We start from the raw sequence: 24,681 nt of genomic DNA, 5'->3' as shown, positions 1-24,681 counted from the left end.
TTCGCAGAGCCGTAAATCAGAAGCCCCAGCATCATCCGGGGATGATAGCGCGGCTGGCCAACGGCCCGATGGCTGATCTTGAAAGCATCCAAGCTCACCCGGTCCACAGCCGCGATCACGAAATGGGTCGAATCGTCCTCCGGCACCCAATCGTTCAGACTGGGGGGCAGCAGAAACAGCTGACTTCGGTTGAATTTTCTGAACTTTGCCATTTGGGATAATACCAGAACGGGGGAAAATCCGACAGTCTGCTAGATGGAAGAGGCTCGTGGAGAAGGCGGGGATGCCCGCGACCTCCGTCTCCCAGGCCGTGCGGAACGCCGCTTCGTCCGCCTCCTTCCAGCGGCTGTCGGCGAAGTCCTCTGCGGTCATGGTGTCCCGTTGAATGGGACGGATCAGGCGGACGCGCCGTTCCAGGCTCCCGTCATCGCGCACCAGGCTCGGTGCGGAGAGGCGGATCGCAGCCCGGCCCGAGCGTTCGTTGACCAGGAGCCGCCCCCCGTCGCTGTCCCCCGCCTTAAGGGCCAAGGCCAAGGCTTCGTCCACGGACAGCGGTGTATTCCGGTCCTTCCGTCGGAGGGTGAACAGCCGCGTTTCCGCGCCGCTGGCATGGCGCCAGACGGTGCGCCGCTCGGTGACGGTCAGGCTTTCGGCGCGGATGGTCTCCACCCCGGCGTCATGGGTTCCCGCCACCCTGGCCGCCTCGATGCGGGCCGTCATCAGATCTTCGAAGACGGTGAACAGGAGGTTCTGCAAGGCGATGGGCAGGGCCAGAAGGCGGTTGAGGAAGGTGGTGATCGACGGCAAGTCCTCCTTGAGGGTTCCCCCGTCGGTGAGGGACAGGCCCGTGGCCTCCTCGAAGCGGGTCAGGGAACAGCCCTCGATCCCGCCCCGGACCAGCAGGGCGTAGAATTGGCGCAGGGCGGCGTGGGCCTGCTCCCCTTCCAGGTTGTCCTCGGCCCGGAAAAGCCCCTGGCCACCGGTCTGGCGCTGGCCCCGGGTGATGGCGCCCAGGGTGTCGAGGCGCCGGGCGATGGTCGACAGGAAGCGCTTCTCGGCCTTCACATCCGTGGCGATGGGGCGGAACAGGGACGCCTGGGCCTGATTGGTCCGGTTCGAGCGGCCAAGCCCTTGAATGGCGGTATCGGCCTTCCAACCCGCCTCCAGGAGATAATGCACCCGCAAGCGCTGGCTTTTCGCCCCCCGGTCGGCGTGATAGGAACGGCCCGTACCGCCCGCGTCGGAGAAGACGAGGATGCGCTTTTCGTCATCCATGAAGGCCTGGGTCTCGGACAGATTGGCCGAGGGCGGACGGGTCTCGACACAGAGGCGGTCCTGTTTGCGGACAATTCGCCGGGACCGCCCTGTCACCTCGGCCACCAAGTCCCTGCCGAAGTGCTGCACGATCCGATCCAGCGCACCCGGCACGGGATCGAGGGTGGCAAGCCGTTCGAGCATCCGATCGCGCGCCGCCACCGCCTCCCGGCAACGGATGGGATGACCCTCGGCGTCGAAGGCCGGGCGGGAAGACAGGTTTCCCTCTTCGTCGGAATAGGTTTCATAGAGCTGGGTGGGGAAGGCGTTCTCCAAGTAGGCGCCGACGATTTCCCGGGGGGAGAGGTCGACGGTGAGATCACCCCAGTCCTCGGCGGGGATCTCGGCCAGCTTGCGGTCCATCACCGCCTCGCCGGTGGAGACAATCTGGATCACGCTCGCATGGCCCGCCTCCAGGTCGGCCTCAACGGCGGCCACCAGCGTCTGACACTTCATGCTGGTGAGCAGGTGGGAGAAGAAACGCTGCTTGGCGCTTTCGAAGGCGGAGCGGGCGGCGGATTTGGCTTGACCGTTCAGGGTACCGCTCTCGCCGGTGATCCGGGTGGCTTTCAGGGCCTCGTCGAGGTTCCGATGGATCACCTGGAAGGCCTCCGCATAGGCGTCGTAGAGGTCGATCTGGGGGTCCGTCAGCTTGTGCTCGACGATCTCCACCTCGACCCCCTCGTAGGACAGGGAGCGCGCCATGTAGAGCCCCAGGGCCTTCAGGTCGCGGGCCAGGACTTCCATGGCCGCGACGCCTCCGAGGGCCTGACATCCTCCGCCAGCCGATCATCGACGGCCGCGGCTTCGTGGGAGGACAGGACGGCACCGGGGAACAGCCGCCGAAGCAGCGCCGCACGGGTTCTGCCGATCTCGTTAGAGCAAATCCCGAGCAATCTGGAACAGATTGCGACGGGCAGAATGCACGCCGTAGGCGTGACGATTTGCTTCAATGTCACTGACTTAGAGCATGTTGCGTGAATCACATTTACGCAACATGCTCTAAGCACCAGCCGGGCACCGGCGCGTTCGGCGAAAACCGCCATCAGTCCCGTACCCGCCGAAGGCTCCAAAACGACATCCTCCGGCCCGATCCCGGCGGCCTGGGCGGCCACGAAGGCCAGGGGCAAGGGGGTGGAGAATTGCCGGAGCGCCTGGCTCTCTTCACTGCACCGGGTCTGCGTCGGCAGCAGGTCGGCGATCCGCGAGACCATGGACAGCAGAGCCTCCGGCCTGCCCGCCCGGGCCCGCATGGCAGCGCCGTATTTCCGCAGGAAGAGAACCTGAGCCACCTCGCAGGCGTCATAGGCCGCCTTCCAGCTCCAGGCGCCGGAGGCGTCCTTCCGGGTCCAGGCGCCGGAGGCGTCCGTGGCACTGAAGGCCCTTTCCATGGCGCTCCGTAGCCGGGGTGCATCGACGCGCTCCCCCCGTTCGAGAAGGGACAGCAGATGTTCCGCCGCAGCGCCAAGGGGGACGGCGGGATCCCGCGCCGGGAACAGGGGCGCTGCGGTGGAGACGGGAGGCGCCGGAAGCGGATTCGAAAGCGGAGACAGAAGGGTCATGGGAGATCTTTCGGGAGAGCGGACCGGACTAATACCAAGCGGCGCGGGTTGAAACCCACGCCGCTTTTCTTGCGTTCAAACGCCACGCAGGCTTTTACGCGCCATAAAGCGCGGAGGCCACTTGGCCGCTTCCAAGGTGCGGTGAGGCAAACTCACCGCACCTTGGTATAACCCCGTCTGGTGCTCTCTCTCGACCAAACGGGCTCAAGCCCGCTTCTCCCTCCTCTCTCTCCCTTTCGTGAAGGACCGCTGGCGTTTTCCCGTCACGGGGCTTTGCCCCGGACCCCCATTGGGGGATCAAAGGCTCCGCGACCCTTTGCGGGTCTGGGCAGAGCCCAGAAACTGCGAAGCAGGTTTTCCGGATTTTCGAGGACACGGGAGAGGAAGCGGATTCATTATTCGGCGGCGAGAAAGGCAGGCAAGGTCACGCCCTCCGGCTCCGCAGACGCTTCATCTGGATTACGCTCCGGAGAGCCGGAGAGCAGGGCCTCGGCATCCAGTGTCCGGGTCTGGCCGTCGGCGCCCACATGGAGGATCGCGACCTTGTCGGCCAGGGTGAAGCCCCCAGGGGCGTCCTCTTGGCCGTCCTCTGGGGCCACCTCGTCCTCGGGCCGGACGAAACCGCGATCGACCACCACCTCGCCCGACAAAGAGAGCGTGATGAAGACCCCGGCGCGCGCCACCTCCTCCGGATCGTAGCCCATGGGCCGATCCGGGGCGGCGTGATCCGCCTTGCTCACGGGCGTCCCCTTGAGCACCCGCAACCCCTGCCGATGGCCATAGGGCAGATCGACGTCCACGGTGACCCATTTCCAACCTTCCCTGGTGACCGCCTCGGCGAGGCTCCCCAACCGATCGGCCACCAGCCGGTCGAGCAGGGCCGCGTCCTGGAACCAGCCGCCGCTATCGGTGTCGAACAGGTCCCGCAGGACAACGCCGCCCGCCGCCTCGTAGGCCTCGACACCGATGAAGAGGGCCCGCTTGTCGGCGGCCCGCGCCGTGGTCTCCGTCAGACGCCGTTTGATGTGACAGGGCGTATCGGCATGGGAGCCCCGGAGGGACTCCCAGACCTGTTCCTGAAGGGTCTGGTCCGGACAGACCGTGAAGGCCATGAGCTGCTCCAGGGTCATGGCGTCCTGGCCGTAGGCCTCGAACAGCACCGGAGAGACGGAGACCAGTTTTAGAGCATGTTGCGTGAAATGTAATTCACGCAACATGCTCTAAAACTCTGACATTGAAGCAAATCGTCGTCGCAATCTGTTCCAGATTGCTCGGGATTTGCTCTAGCCGCTGTTTGACGACGGAGGGTAGAACCAGGAAGGCTGCGGCGATATCCTCGACGGTCTGGCCCTGGTCATGGAGGGTGCGGAAGGCGCGGAATTGGTCGAGGGGGTGGAGCGGCACCCGCTCGATGTTCTCGACCAGAGAAATTTCCTCCTCCGGGATGGCATCGTCGGCCCGTCCGACGACACAGGGCACCGGCCCGGTCCTGGGTAACCGCTTTTGCGCGATCAACCGCTCCAGGGCGCTGTACCGCCGCCCGCCCGCAGGCACGGCATAAAGCCCAGTTTCGGCCCCGTCCTCGCCGAGGATCGGACGCACATAGAGGCTCTGGATCAAACCGCGCCGGGCGATAGAGGCGGCCAGCTCGTCGATGGAAACGCCATCCTTGACGGTCCGGACATTGGACTGGGTGAGCCGAAGTTGGTTGAAGGGGATTTCCCGGCAGGGGGCCAGGGTGATTGTGTTTCCGGTGGTCATGGGGAGTTACTCCGCAGCGGGCCGCCGGAAGCCGCTCTCCCGGACCCTGTCCCGCCACAAAGCGAAGCGCCCTCCTCTCCCTCTCAGGGGAGGACATCCAAGGTCCGTCCTCAGCCCGTCGGCGGCCTCCGCCCCCTCCCCGACCTGTCCTCCAACCGATCGAGTATGCGGTCCAGATCGGCGGTGAAGAGGTCCAGGGTGGCGACGACGGCCCCCGGGATGGCCAGCACCAGGGCGGCGATGGCGATGGGGTCTCCGCGCCGGATCTCCGCGCTCGCGGGACGGGGCAAGCGCTCCGGCGGGGTGCCCAACACCTCTTCCAGGACCGCCACGACATCGGCGGCGAGGCGTTCGGCCTGGGGGCCGGAAATATGCAGCCTGGCGGTCATGACGCCCCCCTTCCCAGTTCCTCCCGCAGGGCGCGAACATCGGCGACGCCTTGGGTATCCCCGATCTTGGCGAAAGCCGCCTCCGCCCCGTCGAACACACCCGCCGCCTTCTCGGTCGCCCCCACCGCGGCCAAAACCTGACCCAAGACCCTCCCGACGGCGCCAATGGCATCCACGCGTCCGAGTTTGCAATTCAGGGTGAAGCTCTCCCCCAGTTCCTCCAGGATGGTCCCGGCGGTCTCTTCCGTCAGCCCCTCCCCCTGGAGGCGGATCATCGCGCAGGCATACCGTATATGGGCCAGGCTGTCGGCATCGTTCAGATGCTGGGCAACGGGCAGACGATCTTCCAGATGGATCCGAAGGGCCTCCTCCGTCTCTCCCCGCGTCGTCAGGATCTCCGCGATCTTCCCCATCGTCACGGCGCGCGACCGCACATCTCCCAGACGCTCAAAGATGGGAAGTTCCTCCTCCCGACGGATCCGAAGCGCCTCCTCGGTCTCTCCCCGCGTCGTCAGGATGTCCGCGATCTTCCCCATCGCCACAGCGCGCGACCGCACATCTCCCAGACGCTCGTAGACGGGAAGTTGCTCCTCCCGACGGATCCGAAGGGCCTCCTCCGTCTCTCCCCGCGTCGTCAGGATGTCCGCGATCTTCCCCATCGTCATAGCGCGCGACCGCACCTCTCCCAGACGCTCGTAGACGGGAAGTTCCTCCTCCCGACGGATCCGAAGGGCCTCCTCCGTCTCTCCCCGCATCGTCAGGATGTCCGCGATCTTCCCCATCGTCACAGCGCGCTCCCGCACATCTCCCAGACGCTCGTAGACGGGAAGTTCCTCCTCCCGACGGATCCGAAGGGCCTCCTCCGTCTCCCCCCGCGTCGTCAGGATGTCCGCGATATCCCCCATCGTCACAGCGCGCGACCGCACATCTCCCAGACGCTCGTAGACGGGAAGTTCCTCCTCCCGACGGATCCGAAGGGCCTCCTCCGTCTCTCCCCGCGTCGTCAGGATGTCCGCGATCCGACCCATCGTCACAGCGCGCGACCGCAGGTCTCCCAGACGCTCGTAGACGGGAAGTTCCTCCTTCCGACGGATCCGAAGGGCCTCCTCCGTCTCTCCCCGCGTCGTCAGGATGTCCGCGATCCGACCCATCGTCACAGCGCGCGATCGCAGGTCTCCCAGACGCTCGTAGACGGGAAGTTCCTCCTGCCGACGGATCCGAAGGGCCTCCTCCGTCTCTCCCCGCGTCGTCAGGAGGTCCGCGATCTTCCCCATCGTCACAGCGCGCGACCGCTCGTCTCCCAGCGCGTCGAACCGCTCCAGGGCCGCCCGCAGGAGGGCTTCCGCCGCCGCCGGGTCACCCCCCTGGAGCAATCGAGACGCCCGGTCGAACAGCACCGCCGCATCGGTGCGCGGATCCCCGCCCGCCAGGGAGGCCGCCCGGGCCAGGAGCGCGTCCTGCCCGGCCCCATCGCCAAGCCGCCCGGCGCAGGCCGCGCCGGTCCGCAACAGGGACAGGGCGGGAGGGCTGTCCAGGCGCTCCAGCAGCGCCAACGCCTCCTGGACCAGACCCCAGGCCGCCTCGGCCATGTGGGCCCGGTCGAACAGATAGAAACTGCCCGCGTCCGCCGCCGCGTTGACGATCTCCGGCGGGCCACCGGCGAGCAGCGCCAGGCGGGCCAGTTCGACGGCCCGGGGATGGGCGGGGAGATCGCCCTCCCCATCGGACCAAGCCGAATAGAGCGGCCCCACCACCGCCTTCGCCAGATGCACCCGGTCCTCCGGCGACAGCGGATCCGCCAGGGGCCGCGCCAGGGGATTGACGCCCGTGTCCATGCCCCCCGCCGCGCCGCCATGGCGGTCCAGCAGCCCCAGGCCCTGGAGGCGGGAGAGCGCGCGGCCCGCCTCGCCGACGCTGGCCGCCCGGCCCGCGGCCTCCAGGACCGCCTCCGGCACCGGCAGGGAAAACAGCGTCGCCGCCTGGAACAGGCGGGCCTCCGTCGGGGTCACCATTTCCCGGAAGGCGCGCAGGAACACCCGCCGGAAAAACTCCTGGGCGGCACTCTCCTCCTCCGGGACCTCCCCGCTCTCCAGGTAGCCTTCCACCGCCCGCACGGCTCCCTCGGCCGCGGCCAGGGCCGTCGCCCGGTCGGCGATCTCCAGAAGGGGACGGGTCAGGATTTCCTGCAGGCCCGGATTGCCCCCGGCGGCCGCCCGGATCCGCCCTTCCAGCTGGTCCAGCTCCGGGTCATCACCGGGGGCGCGTTCCCGTCCGCTCACGCGGGCCGCCGTGCGCATCTGCTTGGTCCGTTGGGCCTCGTCCATGGGCGGCAGCGCCACCACAGCCAGATGGGCGGCGAGATCATGGCCCCGTGCGTCGCTCAGGGCAAAAACATAGCGGCTGGTGATCAGCAGGCGCGATTTCGTGGCGCCCCCGACATCCCGGAAGGCGCCGATGATCGCAGCCATCACCGCCGCGTCCTCCGCCGTTTTAAAGGGTGTCGCCGCCTCCCCCCGCCGGGGCTCGGCCAGACACCGCTCCAGATCGTCGACGATCAGCAGAAGGGGCCGGGTCCCGCCGTGGCCCGAGAAGGCCCCCTTCACCATCTCCTGAAGCACCCGCTTCAGGGCGGAGGGGTCGTCGAGGATCTTTTTCTCATGCGCCTCCAGGACGGCCTGTTGCGCCCCCTCGGGCAGGGCGTCGACCAGCCCCAGGAACACCGAATGGGCATCGTAGCGCTCGAACACCACCACGACATCATGGCCATCCAGCCGGTTGGCGATGCGTTCGGCCAAACTGGACTTGCCCAGGTTTCCCATACCCTGGAGAAGCACCCCAGCCGCTCCCCCGGCCCAGGCCCGCAGCGCCGCCTGGATCGACCGGCGACGGCCCACGAACCGCTCGGGCGGCGCCACGGGAACCCGCTCGCCCCGCTTGTCCAGATAGACCCGATCCCGCCGGGGCCGAAAGGGACGGGTCGGACAGGAAGGATCGCAGAGGGCCCCGCCGCCGCCCGGCCCCAGCCAGACCCTCGCCAAATGCCAATGCCCCCCCCGCTCGGGGTTGGCCCGGTGGTCGACCAGGACGGCCCGCCGGGCCGTCGCCGCGGCATGGACCACGTTCCGCCCCCCCGCCAGTTCCCCATAGAACTTTGCGGCAAAGCGGATCGCCGTATCGTCCATGACCGACCCGTCCCAGCCCAGAACATTGGGCACCCCGGACTGGACCATCGCCTGGACGAAGGAGCCCGCATCCCCATCGGCCTGTTCCGCCGTCCGGCAGGCCGACAAGAAAACCAGACCCGGCAGGTGTTGGTGATCCCCCAGCGCCTCGCACAGCCGGTCGGCGTCCACCCGGTCGAGCCCGCCCTCGGGGGTCTCCAGGGCCAGGAAGGGTCCCCGCTTGTCCAGGTCGCCATGCCCGGTCAGGTGCAGCACGTCCCAGCGCGAGGATTGCTTCAAGCGCAGCCGCAAGCCATCGAGACTGCCGCTCTCCTCGACCGCAAGATGGGCGCCCAGGCCATGGGTGGCGTCGAGGAAGGCGATTTCCTCCCGTTCGTGATCGAGGACATGTTGTCCCTCCACCTCGGCGGCCATGAACAGGGCGGCGATATCGCCGTGAACCGGCGCCTCGGCCTCTGCGGTCCCGCCGAGACGGCGGGCAACGAGGAAGGGACGCCGCGCGTCCTCCGCCAGCAACAGGCCATCGGGGGCCAGCACCTCCCAGGGCACATCCAGCAGGGCCCGTGCGCCCCCGTCCGGCCGACCCGAGGCGCAGATCTCCAGAGCGATGGGCCCGACGCTGCGCTGGATGCAGCGATCCAGCCAGAGGTCTCCCCCGTTCAGGAAATCGGCGATCTCCCGGCCAAGGGACGGCAGGGTATCGGGTTGGCGCGTCCGCACCGCCGCCTCATAGGCCCGGGCCCAGGCGTCAAGGCGGGCGACACCCTCCGGACCGAGGGGCTTGCGAACCGTCCCCCCTTCCGGCGCGGCGTCCGTACAGACGAGGTCGCCACCGCTTAGCCCGATACGCAGATCCGCCATGTCCAGTCCCCCAACAGCGATACCCCATGCCTGCCCGGGCTATCCTAATGGAGCTATTCTAAAGGGGTTTTCCGATCGGGAACAGCCGAAAGGCGGAAGACCGATAAACAATCACCCTTATGGTGTTGTTTGCCCCGACCGAAACACTCCCCTTTTCCAGAAATCGTTGAGTGTGCATCGCACGCGAATAAGGCCACCGTCCAGAATGGACGGCGTTCGGTACCGGTACCGAACATAACCTGCCACCAGTACGACAGGGAAAGACAAGCAAATTAAAGCAAAGACGGACAGAGACAAGCGAAGACAAGCAAAGACGTTCAAACTCAAGCAAAGACGTGCAATGCTTCAAAATCACGGAAAAAACCACCAAACTCAAAGTCAAGTACGCCGAATTTTTGCTGATTGATCCACTTCAAGAGACAGAGTAAATCACTACTCATGCATTATTTTATGGAGAGACCCGATGAACGCCGTGATTTCCTTTGAATTCGACACTTTACCCGTCCGAGGCCTCAACATCGACGGAGAGCCCTGGTTCGTCGCCAAGGATCTGGCCGAGGTTCTGGGATACACCAATTCCCGAAAAGCCGTCGCCGACCACTGCAAATGCAGTCGCCCTGTAGGGAGTAACGAATTGTTACCCCCCCTGGATCCCCAAACGATCATCATCCCCGAGCGGGACATGTATCGCCTGATCATACGCTCCAAACTGCCTGCGGCGGAGCGCATCGAGGAATGGGTGGTTGGCGAGGTCCTGCCCACCATCCGCAAGACCGGAGGCCGAGGCGGAGGTCGTCAAGGGGATCTTCAGCGACTACATGGCGGGCGTCAGCCTCAAGAAAATCGTCGAGAACCTGAACAGCCTGGGCATCCCCGCACCGACTGGCGGCAAATGGGGTCCCACCACCCTGATCGGCTCGGCGGCGCGCGAAACGGGCTGCTGCGGCAGACCATGTATATGGGGGTCATCACCTTCAACAAGATGGAGTTCCGCAAGCATCCGGATACGGGCAAGCGCCTGTCCATCCTTCGCCCCCGATCCGAATGGATCCAGGCCCCGGCGCCGGAACTGACCATCATCGATGAGGCGACCTTCCAGGCCGTCCAGGAGATGATTGTCGACCGGTCGAGCAACAAGTTGCCAGTCAATCTAACCCGAACGACTTGGTCGAGGACAGGCCTATCCAGCCCCAGCAAACCATGGTGATCTTTGAGCATGGCGTAACATTCGGGAGGTCCGTCCACATCCACGAAATGCGACGCCCCTTGCCCTTGCTGGGGAAGAATGGCTGTGACGCACCATCGCTCCCGGCCATCCGGGAAGGAGGGTGACAGCCGCTTCGCCTGGAATCTGTCACCTGCAAACAAAATGGTTTCCATATTCGCGCTCTCCACCGATTCCAGAAGACGCAAGGTCATCCGGTCTCCATGAAGACTTTCGATATAGGTGAACATGGTCGTAACCGGAGTAATCATCCCGCTCACATCTTGTGTCGTTATGTGACCGTTTTCATCCACGCTCGTACTGTAGAGTGAGCAGCGACACTCCTCCCCCTTAATTCCTTCGGGTTCCTGGGCCATCAGTATTGGTGCGAAAAGACCGGCGACCACCACGACACAGCCGACAGGCTTCTGCATCGTCGTTCTCCATTCCATGGTTTGTTGGTGGATCATCGGCACATCCCGGCCCGAGGCACCCCGGCATAGGCCCCGCCACTGTAGCGCGGCCAATCCCGGGCACAGCCGCGCCGGACCAGATCCTCGGCCAAATCCCGGTCCCCGGCGAAGCACCGAGCCACGGCCCGGCCATACCGATCCCTATCAATGACCCGACAGGCGACAGGACCATCCCCAAGGAGGGCGCAGAGCGCCTCCCGCGCGGCGGGTCCTTCCCTTGTGGAAAGCTCCGGAGCATCGACGCCCCAGATGCGGATCCGCGTGGCGATACCTTGAATGCGAAAGGTGTCCCCGTCGGAAACCCGGTCCGGGAGACCGGCCAGGATATCCCCGGGCGCCGGAGAGGCCGGGTCGGAGGCACTCACGCCAAGGGATGCCACTCCGGCAACGACCCAGGCCAGAAGATCCATCATCTTCCCCCTCCCCCATCCTCGGAATGGGGCAAATTTGCCCCAAGAGGCACATTCAGGAGACCGGCCCATTTGAACAGGAGCATGGCCTGGGGATCGTCCTCGCCGTTCTCCCACCGCCGAAAGGTGCGAAGGTGAACGCCGAGGCGCTCGGCCATGGTCGCCTGTGTGATCTTGATGTCTTTCCGGCGCCGCAGAAGGGCATTCAGATCCTCGCCCCTCAACCCCTCCTGAAGGCGCGGTGAAGCGGCCAGCATCAGGGGCAGAAGATCGCGGTCGCGGCCCTCGCCCTGTACAGAAGTTTTTTTAAACTTAGGATTTCCTGTATGGGAGTCCAGGCGGAAGGACGGGGCGCGCCTGACAGACCTCCAACATCCGTGGCGACGGATCCGAGAGCAGGCGGGACTTCCCGATGTTCGGATCCATGACTTCCGCCACTCCTACGCCAGCGGCGCCCTCGCGCTTGGCGAGGGATTGCCGATGATCGGAAAGCTCTTGGGGCACACACAACTTCAAACCACCGCGCGGTATGCCCACTTGACCAACGACCCCATCAAAACCGCCGCCGGGAAGGTCTCCGACGTCTTCGGCGACGCGATGCCGTCTTCGTCGTAGCCCCCGGGAAGCAGCACTCAACTGTACCGGCTTTCCAGGGCATCCCAGGCGGGCTTACCCACCAGCCGTTGGCGTTCGGCGAAGGGCGCAACCAAGCCACTGGATTCCTTCACTTCCTTCTCGTCGCGCAACACCGTCAGCGCCTTCTGCATCCCCGAAACCGCGCCCTGGAGCGCAGCGTTGGCATAGAGCACGATACCAAAGCCCAAATCCGCCAGCTCCGTGGCATTGAAGATGGGTGTCTTGCCGCCGATGACCATGTTCATCAACTGGGGACGGTCCAGACGCCGGGGCAAGGCGCGGATTTCCTCAGCGGTGGTCACGGCCTCAACGAACAGGATATCGGCCCCCGCCTCGGCGAAGAGTTGGGCGCGCTCCACCGCCGCCTCGAAGCCGTGGACAGCCGCGGCGTCGGTGCGGGCCATGATCAGCAGGTCCGGATCCCGGCGGGCATCGGCGGCGGCCTTGATCTTGCTCACCGCTTCCTCCGTCGAGATGACGGCCTTGCCCGAGAAGTGGCCACAGCGCTTGGGCGCCACCTGGTCCTCCAACTGGATGCAATCGGCGCCTGCCCGCTCCAGGGTCCGCACCGTGTGATAGACGTTCAGGGCATTGCCAAAGCCCGTGTCGGCATCCACGAGCAGGGGAAGCGAAACCGCGTCGCGGATCCGCGCCGTGTGATCGGCGATCTCCGCCAACCCCATGAACCCCTGGTCGGGCATGCCAAACCACATGTTGGTCACTCCGGCCCCGGTGACATAGATGGCCTCGTAGCCCAGGTCCTCGATGACCTTGGCGGACAGGGCATTGAAGGCACCGGGAACGATGACGCCCCGACGGGCCTCGACGAGGGTCTTGAGCTGCTTGCGCGTGGACATGAAAACTCCCCTATAAACCTAAAAACAATCGCCGGGTACACGGACCCAGCCTTCCATGAGAATGCGGGCGCTCCGGCTCATGACCGCCTTGGTCACGCTCCATCGGCCCTCCTCCAACCGGGCTTCCGCGCCCACGCGCAGGATGCCGGAGGGATGGCCGAACCGCACGGCGCTCCGCCCCCTTTCCCCGGCGGCTTGGGCCACGAGGGTTCCCGGAATGGCTGCAGCGGTGGCGATGGCCACGGAGGCCGTGCCCATCATGGCGTGGTGCAATTTCCCCATGGACAGGGCGCGGACCAACAGGTCCACCTCCCCGGCCCGGATCACCCGACCGCTGGAGGCCGTGTAGCCTGCCGGTGGCGCGACGAAGGCGATCTTGGGCGTATGTTGACGTTTGACGGCCCCGTCCAGAGTATCAATCAGCCCCATGCGCAGGGCGCCGATGGCGCGCAGGGCCTCAAAGCGGGCCAAGGCCGCGCCGTCCCCATTGATCTCCCCCTGGGTTTCCGTCCCCCGATAGCCCAGATCCGCAGCATTGACGAAAAGGGTGGGGATGCCCGCGTTGATCAGCGTCGCCGGGAGTTTCCCCCCCGCGACCAAGCTTTCCGGAACGTCCAGGACATCGACGGGGTGTCCCGTGGGGAACAGGGCGCCGCCGTCTTCCCCCTCCTCGGCGGGATCGAGGAATTCCAGAACGATTTCCGCTGCGGGAAAGGTCACACCGTCCAATTCGAAATCTCCGGTTTCCTGGACTTGACCACCACGGATGGGAACATGGACGAGAATGGTCTTGCCGATATTGGCCTGCCAGAGGCGCACGACGCAAACACCGTCCAACGGCACACGGCTCCGCTCCACCAGACCGGCATGGAGGGCGAAAGCCCCCGCCGCCGTGGTCAAATTACCGCAATTCCCCGACCAATCCACGAAAGCGCCATCAATGGACACCTGCCCATAGAGATAGTCCACGTCATGGTCCGGTCGCCCGCTCCTGGAGAGGATCACACATTTGCTGGTGCTGGAGGTGGCGCCCCCCATACCATCGGTCTGTTTGCCGTAGGGGTCGGGGCTTCCCATGAGACGCAGGAACAGATGGTCCCGCGCCGCGCCGGGAACCTGGGCCCGGCCCGGCAGGTCCTCCAACCGGAAGAAGACCCCTTTGCTGGTTCCCCCGCGCATGTAGGTGGCCGGGATGCGGATTTGTGGAGCGAAATTCATGATACGGCATTCCTTTCGTCATCCACCGAGGCCAGGAAGTCCTGGGCGAAGCGTTGCAACACACCCCCGGCCTCGTAAACGGTCCCCTCTTCCGCCGTATCCAGGCGGCAGGTCGCCGGCACGCGAAGGACCTCTCCAGTCCCACGGCGGATGATCAGGGTCAAGTCGGCCCCTGGCACCCGGGCGCCCTCCACATCGTAGGTTTCGGTCCCGTCCAGGCCCAGGGTCAGCCGCGTGGTCCCGTGCTTGAATTCCAGGGGCAAAACGCCCATGCCGATCAGATTGGTGCGGTGGATGCGCTCGAACCCCTCGGCGACGATGACCTCGACCCCGGCGAGGCGCACGCCCTTGGCCGCCCAATCCCGACTGGAGCCTTGGCCATAGTCGGCTCCGGCGACGATGATCAGCGGTTGTCCGCGTTCCAGATAGGTCTCGATGGCCTCCCACATGCGCACCACCCTGCCCTCCGGCTCCAGGCGGGTCAGGGATCCCTGCGTCACCGCGCCGTCGACCACCGCCATCTCGTTGATCAGCTTCGGATTGGCGAAGGTGGCCCGCATGGCGGTCAGGTGGTCGCCCCGGTGGGTGGCGTAGGAATTGAAGTCCTCCTCCGGCAGGCCCATGCGAGTGAGGTATTCCCCCGCCGCCGAGGAGGCCAGAATAGCGTTGGAGGGGGACAGGTGGTCCGTGGTGATGTTGTCGGGCAGGATCGCCAGGGGCCGCATGTTCCGCAAAGTCCGGGGGTAGGCAGCCATGGCGCCGGTCCCCTCCCTGTCCCAATAGGGCGGGCGGCGAATATAGGTGGATTGGGGGCGCCAGTCATACAGCGAGCTCACCCGGTCACCGTCACTTCCCCGCCCCGCGAACATGGGATCATAGACGAGGCGGAACTGGTCGGGTGTCACGCAGGCCGCCACGATGGCGTCGATTTCCCCGTCGGAGGGCCAGAGGTCGGCGAGGCGAACCGGCTTTCCGTCCCGACCTCGCCCTAGGATATCGCGCTCGATATCGAAGCGGATGGTCCCGGCGAGGGCATAGGCCACCACCAGCGGTGGCGAGGCCAGGAAGGCCTGCTTGGCATGGGGGTGGATGCGCCCGTCGAAGTTCCGGTTCCCCGACAGGACTGCGGTCGTGTAAAGGTCCCGATCCAGGATTTCCCCCTTGATCGCCGGATCCAGAGCGCCGGACATGCCGTTGCAGGTGGTGCAGGCATAGGCGACGATGCCGAAGCCCAGGCCTTCCAGTTCGACAAGCAATCCGGCCTTTTCCAGATAGAGGCGCGCCACCTTCGACCCCGGCGCGAAGGAGGTCTTGACCCAGGGTTTTCGAGTCAGGCCGAGGGCGTTGGCTTTCTTGGCGAGCAGCGCCGCGGCGATGACGTTGCGCGGATTGGAGGTGTTCGTGCAGCTGGTGATGGCGGCGATGATCACAGCACCGTCGGGGAGGAGTCCCGCCCTTTCCTCCTCGCGGGCCTTGTCGAGGCCCAGCGCGATCCCCCGTTCGGCCAGATCCACGGTCGGCAAGCGCCGGTGGGGGCTGGAGGGACCGGCCATGCACCGCTCGACGGTCGAGAGATCGAACTCCAGAACCCGTTCGTACACCGCGCCGCGCACATCCTCGGCCCGGAAACCGGCGATCCTGGCGTAGGTCTCGACCAGGCACACCTGGTCCGCGTCCCGTCCGGTCAAGCGGAGGTAATCCAGGGTGCGGTCATCGATGGGAAACAGAGCCGCCGTGGCCCCATATTCGGGGCACATATTGGAAATCGTCGCCCGGTCGCCAACGGATAGTTGGGCCGCGCCCTCGCCGAAAAACTCGATCCAGGCGCCGATAACCCGTTCCGCCCGCAGAAACGCAGTCAAGGCCAGGACAAGGTCCGTGGCGGTGATGCCCGCTTTCCGCGCCCCGGTCAAACGCACACCGACAATGTCTGGCAGCCGCATCATCGACGCCCGGCCTAGCATCACCGTTTCCGCCTCCAGGCCCCCCACGCCGATGGCGAGGACACCAAGAGCATCCACGTGCGGCGTGTGACTGTCGGTGCCCACGCAGGTGTCGGGGAAGGCGACCCCGTCCCGAACCTGGATGACCGGCGACATCCGTTCCAGGTTGATCTGGTGCATGATGCCGTTTCCGGCGGGGATCACGTCCACGTTCTCGAAGGCCCGGCGGCTCCATTCGATGAAGTGGAACCGATCCTCGTTCCGGCGGTCCTCGATGGCCCGGTTTTTCTCGAAGGCCAGGGGGTCATTGCCCCCGTGTTCGACGGCCAGGGAATGGTCGACGATCAGTTGGGTCGGCACCACCGGATTGACCCGGGCCGGATCCCCCCCCTGGGCGGCGATGGCCTCGCGCAACCCCGCCAGATCCACCAGGGCGGTCTGCCCCAGGATGTCGTGGCAGACCACGCGGGCGGGATACCAGGGGAAATCCAGGTCCCGCCGCCGCTCGACCAATTGCCACAAGGCGTCCTCCAACAAGGCAGGATCACAGCGGCGCACCAGTTGCTCGGCGAGGACGCGGGAGAGATAGGGAAGCCCATCCCAGGCTCCCGGGTGGAGATCATCGACCGCGGCCCGGGCATCGAAATAATCGACACCCGTCCCGGCCATGGGTTTGCGATAGGCGGAATTCATGGGGGCCCCCATCCTATTGGCGCTGGTCGATGGCGACGAAGAGCTGATCCTCGGGACCCACGTAATTGGCGCTGGGGCGGATGATCTTGTTGTCGATCCGTTGCTCCAGGATGTGGGCGGCCCAGCCGGAGGTGCGCGCGATGACGAACAACGGGGTGAACATGGCGGTGGGAACACCCATCATGTGGTAGCTGACGGCGCTGAACCAATCGAGGTTGGGGAACATCGTCTTCACGTCCCACATGACCGCTTCCAGGCGCTCGGCGATGTCGAACATCTTGGTCGATCCCGCGGCCACGGACAGCTTGTGAGCCACGCCCTTGATCACCTGGTTGCGGGGATCGGAAACCGTGTAAACCGGATGGCCGAAACCAATGACCACCTCGCCATTGGCCACGCGACGGCGGACGTCGGCCTCGGCGTCATCCGGGGTGTCATAGCGCTTCTGAATCTCGAAGGCGACCTCGTTGGCGCCTCCGTGCTTGGGACCGCGCAGGGCGCCAATCGCTCCGGTGATGGCCGAATAGATGTCCGATCCGGTCCCGGCGATGACCCGCCCGGTGAAGGTCGACGCGTTGAACTCGTGTTCGGCGTAGAGGGTCAGGGAGGTATGCATGGCCCGCTCCCAAAGGGGCGACGGCGCCCGTCCGTGGAGCAACCGCAGGAAATGCCCACCGATGGAGTCCTCATCGGTTTCCACTTCGATCCGCTTGCCATTGTTGGACCAGTGGTACCAGTAGAGCAGCATGGACCCCAGGGAGGCCATCAGGCGGTCGGCGATATCGCGGGCGCCGGGAAGACTGTGATCGTCCTTCTCCGGCAGGGCGCAGCCCAGGGCCGACACGCCCGTGCGCATCACGTCCATGGGATGGGCGGAGGCCGGAAGGCATTCCAGGGCGTCCCGCACGCTGACCGGAAGACCGCGCAGGGCCTTCAGTTTCGCCTTATAGGCGGCCAATTCGGCGATGGTCGGCAGCTTGCCGTGGATCAGCAGGTGGGCGACTTCCTCGAATTCGCAGCGTTCAGCGATGTCGAGGATATCATAGCCCCGGTAATGCAAGTCGTTTCCGGTCTTGCCAACGGTGCACAGGGCCGTATTGCCCGCCGCGACGCCCGACAGGGCCACGGACTTCTTCGGCTTGAAAGGCGGCGGCGCGACCCCTTCAGGCTGGATACTGGCGATGGTCATGGGCATGTCCTCCTTTGCGGTCGTCCCGTTAGGGCGTCTCGGACCGGTCTTCGCCGTTGTCTACGCCCGGCGGCATCATGCGAAATGCCCATGAAGCGGTGAATGACTGAAAAGGCGGCGGGTCGCGAACACCAAGTCGCGAAGGTGCGAGGATTGCGAACAGGCCGCCAGTCACCCGAGCCATGGCGGCGGAAAAATGATGGAATCTAATAATCTTTATTAGAAACATGACGTTGATTCAGGACCGTCATCCCCCTTAGCGTCCGGCCATCGCCCCCTCCCTCCTCGAAAGGCCTCCCATGATCCCATCTTTTTCCTCCCCCTTCTCCTCGGCCGACCGGGCCCACCGCCATGTTTTTATTCGAGACCTGGATATCCAGGGACGGATTGGCGTCAACGCGGACGAACGCGATCGTGATCAAACCATCCGCGTCAACCTCAATCTGGCCGTTGTCGAGGGGACAACTCCCGTGGACGATAACTTGGAGAACGTGGTCTGCTACGGCCAATTGGCCAAAAACATCAAAGGTATCGTGACCGCTGGACACATCAACCTGGTGGAGACGCTGGCGGAACGGATCGCAGAGATGAGCCTTTCCGACCCCCGTGTCCGCCGCGCGCGGGTCCGTGTCGAGAAACCAGAGGCCATCACCGATTCCCTGGGGGCCGGGGTGGAAATCGAGCGGATCGCGCGGGACTACGACCCGCGATAACAGATCGCCCTCTCCGTCCTCACGTGGTCGCGTAGGGCCTCACGTGGTCGCGTAGGGAACAAAGCGCCCCCGGTGTTCGTCGACGACCACCGGGCGTCCCATGGGGGGGAAGGCCCGTTGGGGGCAATTCGGCCGTTCGCAAACCTTGCACCCCGCGCCGATGGGCGTGGCCGCGGTCGGATCGGTCAGATCAAGACCCCGCGCGTAGACCAACCGGGAGGCATGGCGCAAATCGCACCCCAGCCCCAGGGCGAAGGTTTTCCCCGGCTTGCCATACCCCCCGTGGCGCCGGGTCAAGGCCCGGGCGATCCAGAGATAGGCTCGGTCGTCGGGCATGCGCGCCACCTGGGTCAAAATCCGACCCGGGCTTTCAAAGGCTTCATGGACGGCCCAAAGGGGACAGCCGCCCCCGACCCGGGAAAAGTGGAAATCCGTCGCCGATTGACGCTTGGATATGTTCCCCGCCCGATCCACCCGAACGAAGAAAAACGGCACCCCCCGGGCACCGGGCCGTTGCAGGGTGGACAGGCGGTGACAGATGGTCTCGAACCCTACGCCGAATTGCCCCGCGAGAAGATCGATATCGTACCGCGCGCCCTCCGCCTCGGCCAGGAACAGGCCGTAGGGGAGAACCAGGGCGCCCGCGAAGTAATTGGCGAGGCCGATCCGGCCCAGGGCCCGCGCCTCGGGGCTCGACAGGCGCGCCCCCTCGACCAGGGCATCGAGAACGGCGCCCTGGTCGAGAAAGGCCAGTTGGGTCGCCATTTGAAAGGCCCGTTGCCCCCGGTGCAGGGACCGCGACAGGCGGAGAACGCGGGTCCCCACGTCGAAATGACGGGGACCTCCCAGGTCCTCTCCCCCTTCCATCCGAACCAGGATGCCATGCCGATCCCGGAGAAGGCGCTCCAACCCCTCGTCCACGCCGCCAACGACCAAGCCGTTCTCCTCAAACAGGCGTTCGGCCGCGTCGTCCAGCTCGGCCACATGGTTGTGGCGGTCGTAGAAAAAATCGCGCACCTCCTCATAAGGCATGAGGGGGGGGGCCATGAGGGGAGGCGCCAAGTCCTGGGGCGACGCGGGCGCCCCCGCCATGGTGGCGAGGGCCTCCAACCGGTCCTCGCCGGCGCGGGCCCGCCGATGCAGCGCGACAAGCACCCGGCCAATTTCGGGCATGTCCGTGGCCAAGGATTTGATTTCCGCGAGAGAGACACCGCTTCCGGACTCCCCCAGGGCGTCGCGCAGGTCCGCGACCAAGCGGGCCTCCTCGTCCTCGGAAAACACCTGAACGTCGATCCCGAAAGCCGCGTTGATGCGCAGCAGGACCTGAACGGTTAGGGGACGTTGATTGCGCTCCAATTGGTTCAGGTAGCTGGGGGACAGGTCCAACTGTTTGGCCAGGGCCGCCTGGGTGAGCCCCCTCTCCTCGCGCAACCGGGAAAGCCGCGCGCCCATGAAGAGTTTCCGCATTCGGCCCCCTCCTTTGCAAAATTTGCTAAATCGACCATATTCACTCGCAAATTGACACCAATTCCCTGAACATAGCCAAATAGAGAAAGCGTAGTTTTGCAAATATCTTCAAACTTCGCAAGAGAGACCCCCATGAACACCACGACAGGACAATCGGAAAGCCGCTTCATCGAGATGATCTTTCCCGAGCAAGCCAATCACTACGGCACGCTCTTTGGCGGAACAGCGCTGAACCTGATGGGCAAGGCCGCGGTCATCGCCGCCAGCCGCATGGCCGGGCGCGCGGTGGTCATGGCCGCGTCGGAACGCATCGACTTCAAGATCCCCGTCAAGGTCGGGCAAATGCTGGAATTGACGGCCCGGGTGGAAGCGACGGGGCGAACCTCCATGACCGTCCTTGTCGAGGCCATCGCCGAAACCATCGGGCGGAGCGACCGTCGCCTCGCGCTCCAGGGCCGCTTCGTCATGGTCTCCGTGGATGAAAACGGCCACCCCGTTCCCGTCGAGCCCGGCGCCATGATGACCCAAGCCTAAAAAAAGGGCGCGGAAACCGAGAGGCGGTTTCCGCGCCAAGCCAACGGGCTGGGGACTGGGCTGCGAGATGATCCATGCCCGCAAGGTGGTTTATGGGGATGGTTTGGATCTGGGCAATCCAGCGTCCCTGACGCCCATCGGCGTCACCTGCCGGACCTGCGAGCGGTCCAACTGTCCGGCCCGGGCCTTCCCGCCCAAGAACCGCCCCCTGGTCTTGGACGCCAGCCGCAAGAACCTCTCTGCCTTTGAATTCGGTTAAGCCCCGGGAGAGCGACCCATCGCTCTCCCGGAGGATTTCGCCTACAAGGACGCGGGCGCGTTCCGGGACCGCAGTTCCTTGGCGGCGGCGACCATGTTCGCCAGCGAGGGATCCACCTCGGCCCAGCCCCGGGTCTTCAAACCGCAATCCGGGTTCACCCACAGGCGCTCGGCGGGGATACGCTTGGCCGCCAGGGTCATCAGGTTCACCATGTGCTCCACCGTCGGGACATTGGGCGAATGGATGTCATAGACCCCCGGCCCGATCTCGTTGGGATACTGGAAATCCACGAAGGCATCGAGCAACTCCATGTCCGAGCGCGAGGTCTCGATGGTCACCACGTCGGCGTCCATGTCCGCCACTGCCTCGATGATGTCGTTGAACTCCGAATAGCACATGTGGGTGTGGATCTGGGTGGTGTCCGCCACGCCGGACGCGGTTACCCGGAAGGCCCGCACGGTCCAATCCAAATACTCGGCCCAATCCCGCTTGCGGAGGGGCAACCCCTCGCGGAATGCCGCCTCGTCGATCTGGATGATCCGGATGCCCGCCTTCTCCAAATCCTGGACCTCGTCACGCAGGGCCAGGGCCAGTTGCATGCAGGTCCGGGACCGGGGTTGGTCATCGCGCACGAAGGACCAGTTCAGAACCGTAATGGGACCGGTCAGCATTCCCTTCATGGGTTTGGCCGTCAGGGACTGGGCATGGACGGACCACGCCACCGTCATGGGCTTGGAACGGATAATGTCCCCGAAGAGGATCGGCGGTTTGACGCAGCGCGAACCGTAGGACTGGACCCAGCCGAATTTGCTGAAGACGAAGCCGTCCAACTGCTCGCCAAAGTACTCCACCATGTCGTTACGTTCGGGCTCACCATGGACCAGAACGTCCAGCCCGACCTCCTCCTGCTTGCGCACCGCCAGGGCGATTTCATCCTTCATGCGCTGGATGTAATCGGCCTCCGCCAGGCGACCCGCCTTGAAATCCCGGCGCGCGGCGCGGATCTCGACCGTTTGCGGGAAGGAACCGATGGTGGTCGTGGGATAGGCGGGCAGCTTGAGCCAATCCCGCTGCTTGCTCGCCCGCTCCCCATGGGGGGAGATCCGCCGCGTCATGGCCTCGCCGACGCCTCCCATGCGCGTGGCGACCTCGGGGCGATGGATGCGCGGAGAGGACCGGCGGCTGGCGATGGCGTCGCGGGCGGCGGACAGGGCTTCGGCCACCTTGGCCTCACCCAGATCCAAGGCCCGTTTCAGGGTGTGGATCTCCTCCAACTTTTCCTCGGCGAAGGCCAGCCAGGACCGGATCTCCGGATCCATGTCCTCCTCGGCGGACAGGGTGACGGGGACGTGGAGCAGGGAACAACTGGGCGCGACCCACAAACGCTCCCCAAGGATCGCCTTCAAGGGGTGAAGGCGCGCCAAGGCCGCGTCCAGATCGGCGCGCCAGACGTTGCGCCCATCGACGACGCCAACGGACAGCACCTTCGGCGCCGCCACGCGTTGGGCCAGGTATTCCGTGTCGTCTCCACCCCGGATCCCGTCCACATGAACGCCCGCGACGGGAAGGTCCACCAGAAGATCGATGGCGTTGTCCAGGACACCGAAGTAGGTGGCGACAAGCAGAGCCGGTCCCGTCTGGGAGAGCATGCCATACGTGGCGTCATAGGCCGCGCGCCAATCGCCCGGCAGGTCCAGGGCGAGAGCGGGTTCATCCATCTGAACCCAACCGACACCCAGATCGGCCAGACGGGTCAGGATGGCACCATAGACCGGCAGGATACCAGTCAACAGGTCCAGGCGGTCGAAATCCCCCCCTTTGCATTTGCCCAACCACAGCCAGGTCAGCGGACCGGGAATGACCGCCTTGACCGCATGACCCAGGTCGCGGGCTTCCTCCACCTCCCGGAACAGTTTGTCCGAGGACAGGGCGAAGGTCTGGTCGACATGCAGTTCCGGAACGATGTAATGGTAGTTGGTATCGAACCACTTGGTCATCTCGCAGGCGGCGGCGGGAGCACCCGTAGGCGCCCGCCCCCGGGCCATGCGGAAAACCGTGTCCAGGTCCACGCTCCCGCCGGACCAACCAAAGCGGGGCGGAACAGCGCCCAGCATGGCGCTCATGTCGAGCATGTGGTCGTACCAGGAGAAGTCCCCGACGGTGACCATATCCAGGCCCGCCGCCTTCTGCCGGGCCCAAGCCGCAGCGCGCAGGTCCTGGCCCACCGTCTCCAGGGCAAGGGCATCGATCTCCCCCTTCCAATAGGCCTCGACGGCCTTCTTCATCTCCCGGCGGGGGCCGATGCGGGGATAGCCGAGGGTATGGGCGGTTGTCATGGCGGATCCTTTCCGTCTCCTGTTTTTGGGTGACGGGAGGGTGGAACGTCTCTAACATTGAAACAACGTCATTTTCCTACAGATGATTATGAGTTTTCTTCACGGAACACCCCATGATCCTTGAAACCCGTCATTTGCGGCTGATATCGGCCATCAACGAGACCGGCAATCTCGCCCGCGCGGCGGATCGCCTCCACGTGACCCAATCGGCCCTGTCCCATCAGATCAAGGGGTTGGAGGGTTCCCTCGGCCTGTCGCTCTATTTGCGCAACAGTAAACCCCTGCGCCTGTCCCCCGCCGGGCGAAAGCTGCTGGCCCTGGCCGAGGATGTCTTACCCCGGCTGGACCAGGGGGCACGGGAGTTGAAGCGCATGGCCGGGGGCGAGACCGGTCGCCTGTTCATCGCCATCGAATGCCATGCCTGTTACGAGTGGCTGCTACCGGTTCTGGAGCGCTTCCGGGAGAAATGGCCGGAAGTGGACGTGGATATTCTCCTGGGGGCGAGCTTCGACGGCCTCCCCGCCCTGCGCCGGGGGGACGTGGATCTCGTCGTCTCCTCCGACCCGGAAGACCTGCCCGACGTCACCTTTGAACCCCTGTTCGATTACGAAGCCCTGCTCGTGGCCGCTCCGTCCCATCCCTTGGCGGACAAGGCCTTCATCGAGCCCCGGGACCTGGAGGGGGAAACGCTCATCACCTATCCCGTAGACCGGAACCGTCTGGATGTGTTCACCCTGTTCCTGGGGCCCGCAGGGGTGGAACCGGCGGCCACGCGACGGGTGGAACTGACCGCCGTCATCCGCCTTCTGGTGGCCAGCAGACGGGGCGTGGCGGTGCTTCCCGATTGGGTGGTGCTGGAACCGGGCAAGGAGAGCCGGTTGGTCGCAAAACCTCTCACCGAGAGCGGCCTGAAGCGCACCCTGTTCGCCGCGATCCGACAGGTGGATGATGCCTCTCCCTTCCTCTTGGACTTCATAAACGAAGCCCGACCCGATTAGATCACGATGGTTGAAGCCAGAGTACACGACAGTCAGTCCTTTTCAGTCACGGGGCTTTGCCCCGTCCCCCACTGGGGCCGAAAGGCCCCAGACCCCAAGCGCTTATTTGTAAAAGAAAAATGGGGGGTGGGGGCATTCGCCCCCAAATGGGCTTGGGCAATCGCCCAAAAGAGACGAGACACTGTCACAGGCCATTGGAAGCCAGGACCGTCACCGCCGGAGCACCAAGCCAAGGACGAAAGCCGCTCCGAGGGCGGAGGTGACGATCCCAATGGGAAGTTCTTGGGGAGCCAGTAAGGTCCGGCTGACCAGATCGCTGGCCAGCAGAAGAACAGCCCCGATCAGCGCGGAGGCCAGAACCAGTCCCCCATGGCGCACCCCAACAAGGAACCGGGCGAGGTGAGGAACCATGAGGCCGACAAACCCGATCACACCGGACAGGGCCACCAGGGCCGCAGTCGACAAAGCGCAGAGGACAAAGACAATCAAGCGCAGTCTGGCCACATGAACCCCCAGGGAGTGGGCGGTTTCGTCCCCACCCAATAGCGCATCCAAGCGATGGCGGAGGCTCCAACCCGTACCGACGGCCAACAAAGCCCCGATGGCGCCCAGGAACAGGTTGTCCCAACTGGCCAAACCCAACCCTCCGGCGGTCCAGAACAGCACGGAATAAGCGGCCCGC

General features: G+C 65.2%; 20 protein-coding genes and 2 pseudogenes. 7 read left to right on the top strand and 15 right to left on the bottom strand.

Annotation, left to right across the window (positions count from 1 at the left end):
- The 6 genes from ACLIRY_RS25375 to ACLIRY_RS25350 all read right to left on the bottom strand — a co-directional run.
- Nucleotides 1–2,061: strawberry notch C-terminal domain-containing protein (locus ACLIRY_RS25375; protein ID WP_413208216.1), on the bottom strand; the 2,061-nt coding region annotated here is incomplete at its 3' end.
- On the bottom strand, nt 2,037–2,876 hold the full coding sequence (locus tag ACLIRY_RS25370) for a hypothetical protein (protein ID WP_413208215.1): 840 nt from the start codon (nt 2,874–2,876) through the stop codon (nt 2,037–2,039). The genes ACLIRY_RS25370 and ACLIRY_RS25375, both read right to left, overlap by 25 nt.
- Nucleotides 2,877–3,271: 395 nt before the next feature.
- Nucleotides 3,272–4,093 carry a hypothetical protein gene (locus ACLIRY_RS25365; protein ID WP_413208214.1) on the bottom strand — a complete coding sequence of 274 codons (822 nt, stop codon included), beginning with the start codon at nt 4,091–4,093 and terminating at the stop codon, nt 3,272–3,274.
- Nucleotides 4,083–4,637, bottom strand: coding sequence for a ParB/RepB/Spo0J family partition protein (locus ACLIRY_RS25360; protein WP_413208213.1), 555 nt, complete (start codon nt 4,635–4,637; stop codon nt 4,083–4,085). The genes ACLIRY_RS25365 and ACLIRY_RS25360 overlap by 11 nt, the downstream gene beginning before the upstream one ends.
- Nucleotides 4,638–4,747: 110 nt before the next feature.
- Nucleotides 4,748–5,026: a hypothetical protein gene (locus ACLIRY_RS25355; protein ID WP_413208212.1), complete on the bottom strand. Its 279-nt coding sequence runs from the start codon at nt 5,024–5,026 to the stop codon at nt 4,748–4,750.
- Nucleotides 5,023–9,069: a CHAT domain-containing protein gene (locus tag ACLIRY_RS25350; protein WP_413208211.1), complete on the bottom strand. Its 4,047-nt coding sequence runs from the start codon at nt 9,067–9,069 to the stop codon at nt 5,023–5,025. The genes ACLIRY_RS25355 and ACLIRY_RS25350 overlap by 4 nt, the downstream gene beginning before the upstream one ends.
- A 463-nt stretch (nt 9,070–9,532) precedes the next feature.
- On the opposite strand from ACLIRY_RS25350, the pseudogene ACLIRY_RS25345 reads away from it, so the two are divergent.
- Nucleotides 9,533–9,817, top strand: a pseudogene (locus ACLIRY_RS25345) (Bro-N domain-containing protein); the annotation flags it as partial.
- Between the two features lie 144 nt (nt 9,818–9,961).
- Complete coding sequence (locus tag ACLIRY_RS25340) at nt 9,962–10,276, top strand: recombinase family protein (RefSeq protein ID WP_413208219.1); 315 nt, start codon at nt 9,962–9,964, stop codon at nt 10,274–10,276.
- 463 nt (nt 10,277–10,739) lie between these two features.
- On the opposite strand, the gene ACLIRY_RS25335 is transcribed toward ACLIRY_RS25340, so the two are convergent.
- Entirely contained in the window at nt 10,740–11,159 is a 420-nt protein-coding gene (locus ACLIRY_RS25335; RefSeq protein WP_413208210.1) for a thermonuclease family protein, read from the bottom strand.
- A complete protein-coding gene (locus ACLIRY_RS25330; protein ID WP_413208209.1) occupies nt 11,156–11,413 on the bottom strand; it encodes a helix-turn-helix transcriptional regulator in 258 nt (85 codons plus the stop codon). The genes ACLIRY_RS25335 and ACLIRY_RS25330 overlap by 4 nt, the downstream gene beginning before the upstream one ends.
- Between ACLIRY_RS25330 and ACLIRY_RS25325 the strand changes: the two genes are divergently transcribed.
- The gene (locus ACLIRY_RS25325; protein WP_413208218.1) at nt 11,412–11,771 is read left to right on the top strand and encodes a tyrosine-type recombinase/integrase; all 360 of its coding nucleotides are present in this window, start codon (nt 11,412–11,414) and stop codon (nt 11,769–11,771) included. The two genes, ACLIRY_RS25330 and ACLIRY_RS25325, sit on opposite strands and share 2 nt — an antisense overlap.
- A 17-nt stretch (nt 11,772–11,788) precedes the next feature.
- Here the strand turns inward: ACLIRY_RS25325 and ACLIRY_RS25320 are convergent, their stop codons facing one another.
- From ACLIRY_RS25320 to prpC, 4 genes are read right to left on the bottom strand one after another with little or no spacing between them, the layout of a single operon-like run.
- Entirely contained in the window at nt 11,789–12,649 is an 861-nt protein-coding gene (locus tag ACLIRY_RS25320; RefSeq protein WP_413207855.1) for an isocitrate lyase/PEP mutase family protein, read from the bottom strand.
- Nucleotides 12,650–12,667: 18 nt separating this feature from the next.
- Nucleotides 12,668–13,867, bottom strand: a complete 1,200-nt coding sequence (prpF, locus tag ACLIRY_RS25315) for a 2-methylaconitate cis-trans isomerase PrpF (protein WP_413208208.1) — start codon at nt 13,865–13,867, stop codon at nt 12,668–12,670.
- Nucleotides 13,864–16,503: a Fe/S-dependent 2-methylisocitrate dehydratase AcnD gene (acnD, locus tag ACLIRY_RS25310; protein WP_413208207.1), complete on the bottom strand. Its 2,640-nt coding sequence runs from the start codon at nt 16,501–16,503 to the stop codon at nt 13,864–13,866. The genes prpF and acnD overlap by 4 nt, the downstream gene beginning before the upstream one ends.
- Nucleotides 16,504–16,516: 13 nt before the next feature.
- A complete protein-coding gene (prpC, locus tag ACLIRY_RS25305; protein ID WP_413208206.1) occupies nt 16,517–17,692 on the bottom strand; it encodes a 2-methylcitrate synthase in 1,176 nt (391 codons plus the stop codon).
- A 299-nt stretch (nt 17,693–17,991) separates the two neighbouring features.
- Here prpC and folB point away from each other — a divergent pair, with 299 nt between their 5' ends.
- Nucleotides 17,992–18,405 carry a dihydroneopterin aldolase gene (gene folB / locus ACLIRY_RS25300; RefSeq protein WP_413208205.1) on the top strand — a complete coding sequence of 138 codons (414 nt, stop codon included), beginning with the start codon at nt 17,992–17,994 and terminating at the stop codon, nt 18,403–18,405.
- Nucleotides 18,406–18,444: 39 nt separating this feature from the next.
- Here the strand turns inward: folB and ACLIRY_RS25295 are convergent, their stop codons facing one another.
- Nucleotides 18,445–19,872 carry a short-chain fatty acyl-CoA regulator family protein gene (locus tag ACLIRY_RS25295; RefSeq protein WP_413208204.1) on the bottom strand — a complete coding sequence of 476 codons (1,428 nt, stop codon included), beginning with the start codon at nt 19,870–19,872 and terminating at the stop codon, nt 18,445–18,447.
- Nucleotides 19,873–20,004: 132 nt separating this feature from the next.
- Here ACLIRY_RS25295 and ACLIRY_RS25290 point away from each other — a divergent pair, with 132 nt between their 5' ends.
- A complete protein-coding gene (locus tag ACLIRY_RS25290) occupies nt 20,005–20,406 on the top strand; it encodes an acyl-CoA thioesterase (protein WP_413208203.1) in 402 nt (133 codons plus the stop codon).
- A 52-nt stretch (nt 20,407–20,458) separates the two neighbouring features.
- Nucleotides 20,459–20,665, top strand: a pseudogene (locus ACLIRY_RS25285) (short-chain fatty acyl-CoA regulator family protein); the annotation flags it as partial.
- Between the two features lie 41 nt (nt 20,666–20,706).
- Here the strand turns inward: ACLIRY_RS25285 and metE are convergent.
- On the bottom strand, nt 20,707–23,001 hold the full coding sequence (gene metE, locus ACLIRY_RS25280) for a 5-methyltetrahydropteroyltriglutamate--homocysteine S-methyltransferase (RefSeq protein ID WP_413208202.1): 2,295 nt from the start codon (nt 22,999–23,001) through the stop codon (nt 20,707–20,709).
- A gap of 116 nt (nt 23,002–23,117) precedes the next feature.
- Between metE and ACLIRY_RS25275 the strand changes: the two genes are divergently transcribed.
- On the top strand, nt 23,118–23,999 hold the full coding sequence (locus ACLIRY_RS25275) for a LysR substrate-binding domain-containing protein (RefSeq protein ID WP_413208217.1): 882 nt from the start codon (nt 23,118–23,120) through the stop codon (nt 23,997–23,999).
- Nucleotides 24,000–24,209: 210 nt separating this feature from the next.
- On the opposite strand, the gene ACLIRY_RS25270 is transcribed toward ACLIRY_RS25275, so the two are convergent.
- On the bottom strand, nt 24,210–24,681 hold a 472-nt coding region (locus tag ACLIRY_RS25270; RefSeq protein ID WP_413208201.1), incomplete at its 5' end, for a FecCD family ABC transporter permease.

The organism is Rhodospirillum sp. A1_3_36 (genome assembly GCF_047263945.1).
Lineage (GTDB): Bacteria > Pseudomonadota > Alphaproteobacteria > Rhodospirillales > Rhodospirillaceae > Rhodospirillum.
Note: the sequence above shows the minus strand (reverse complement) of the source record. Positions and strands in the feature narration are given on the sequence as shown.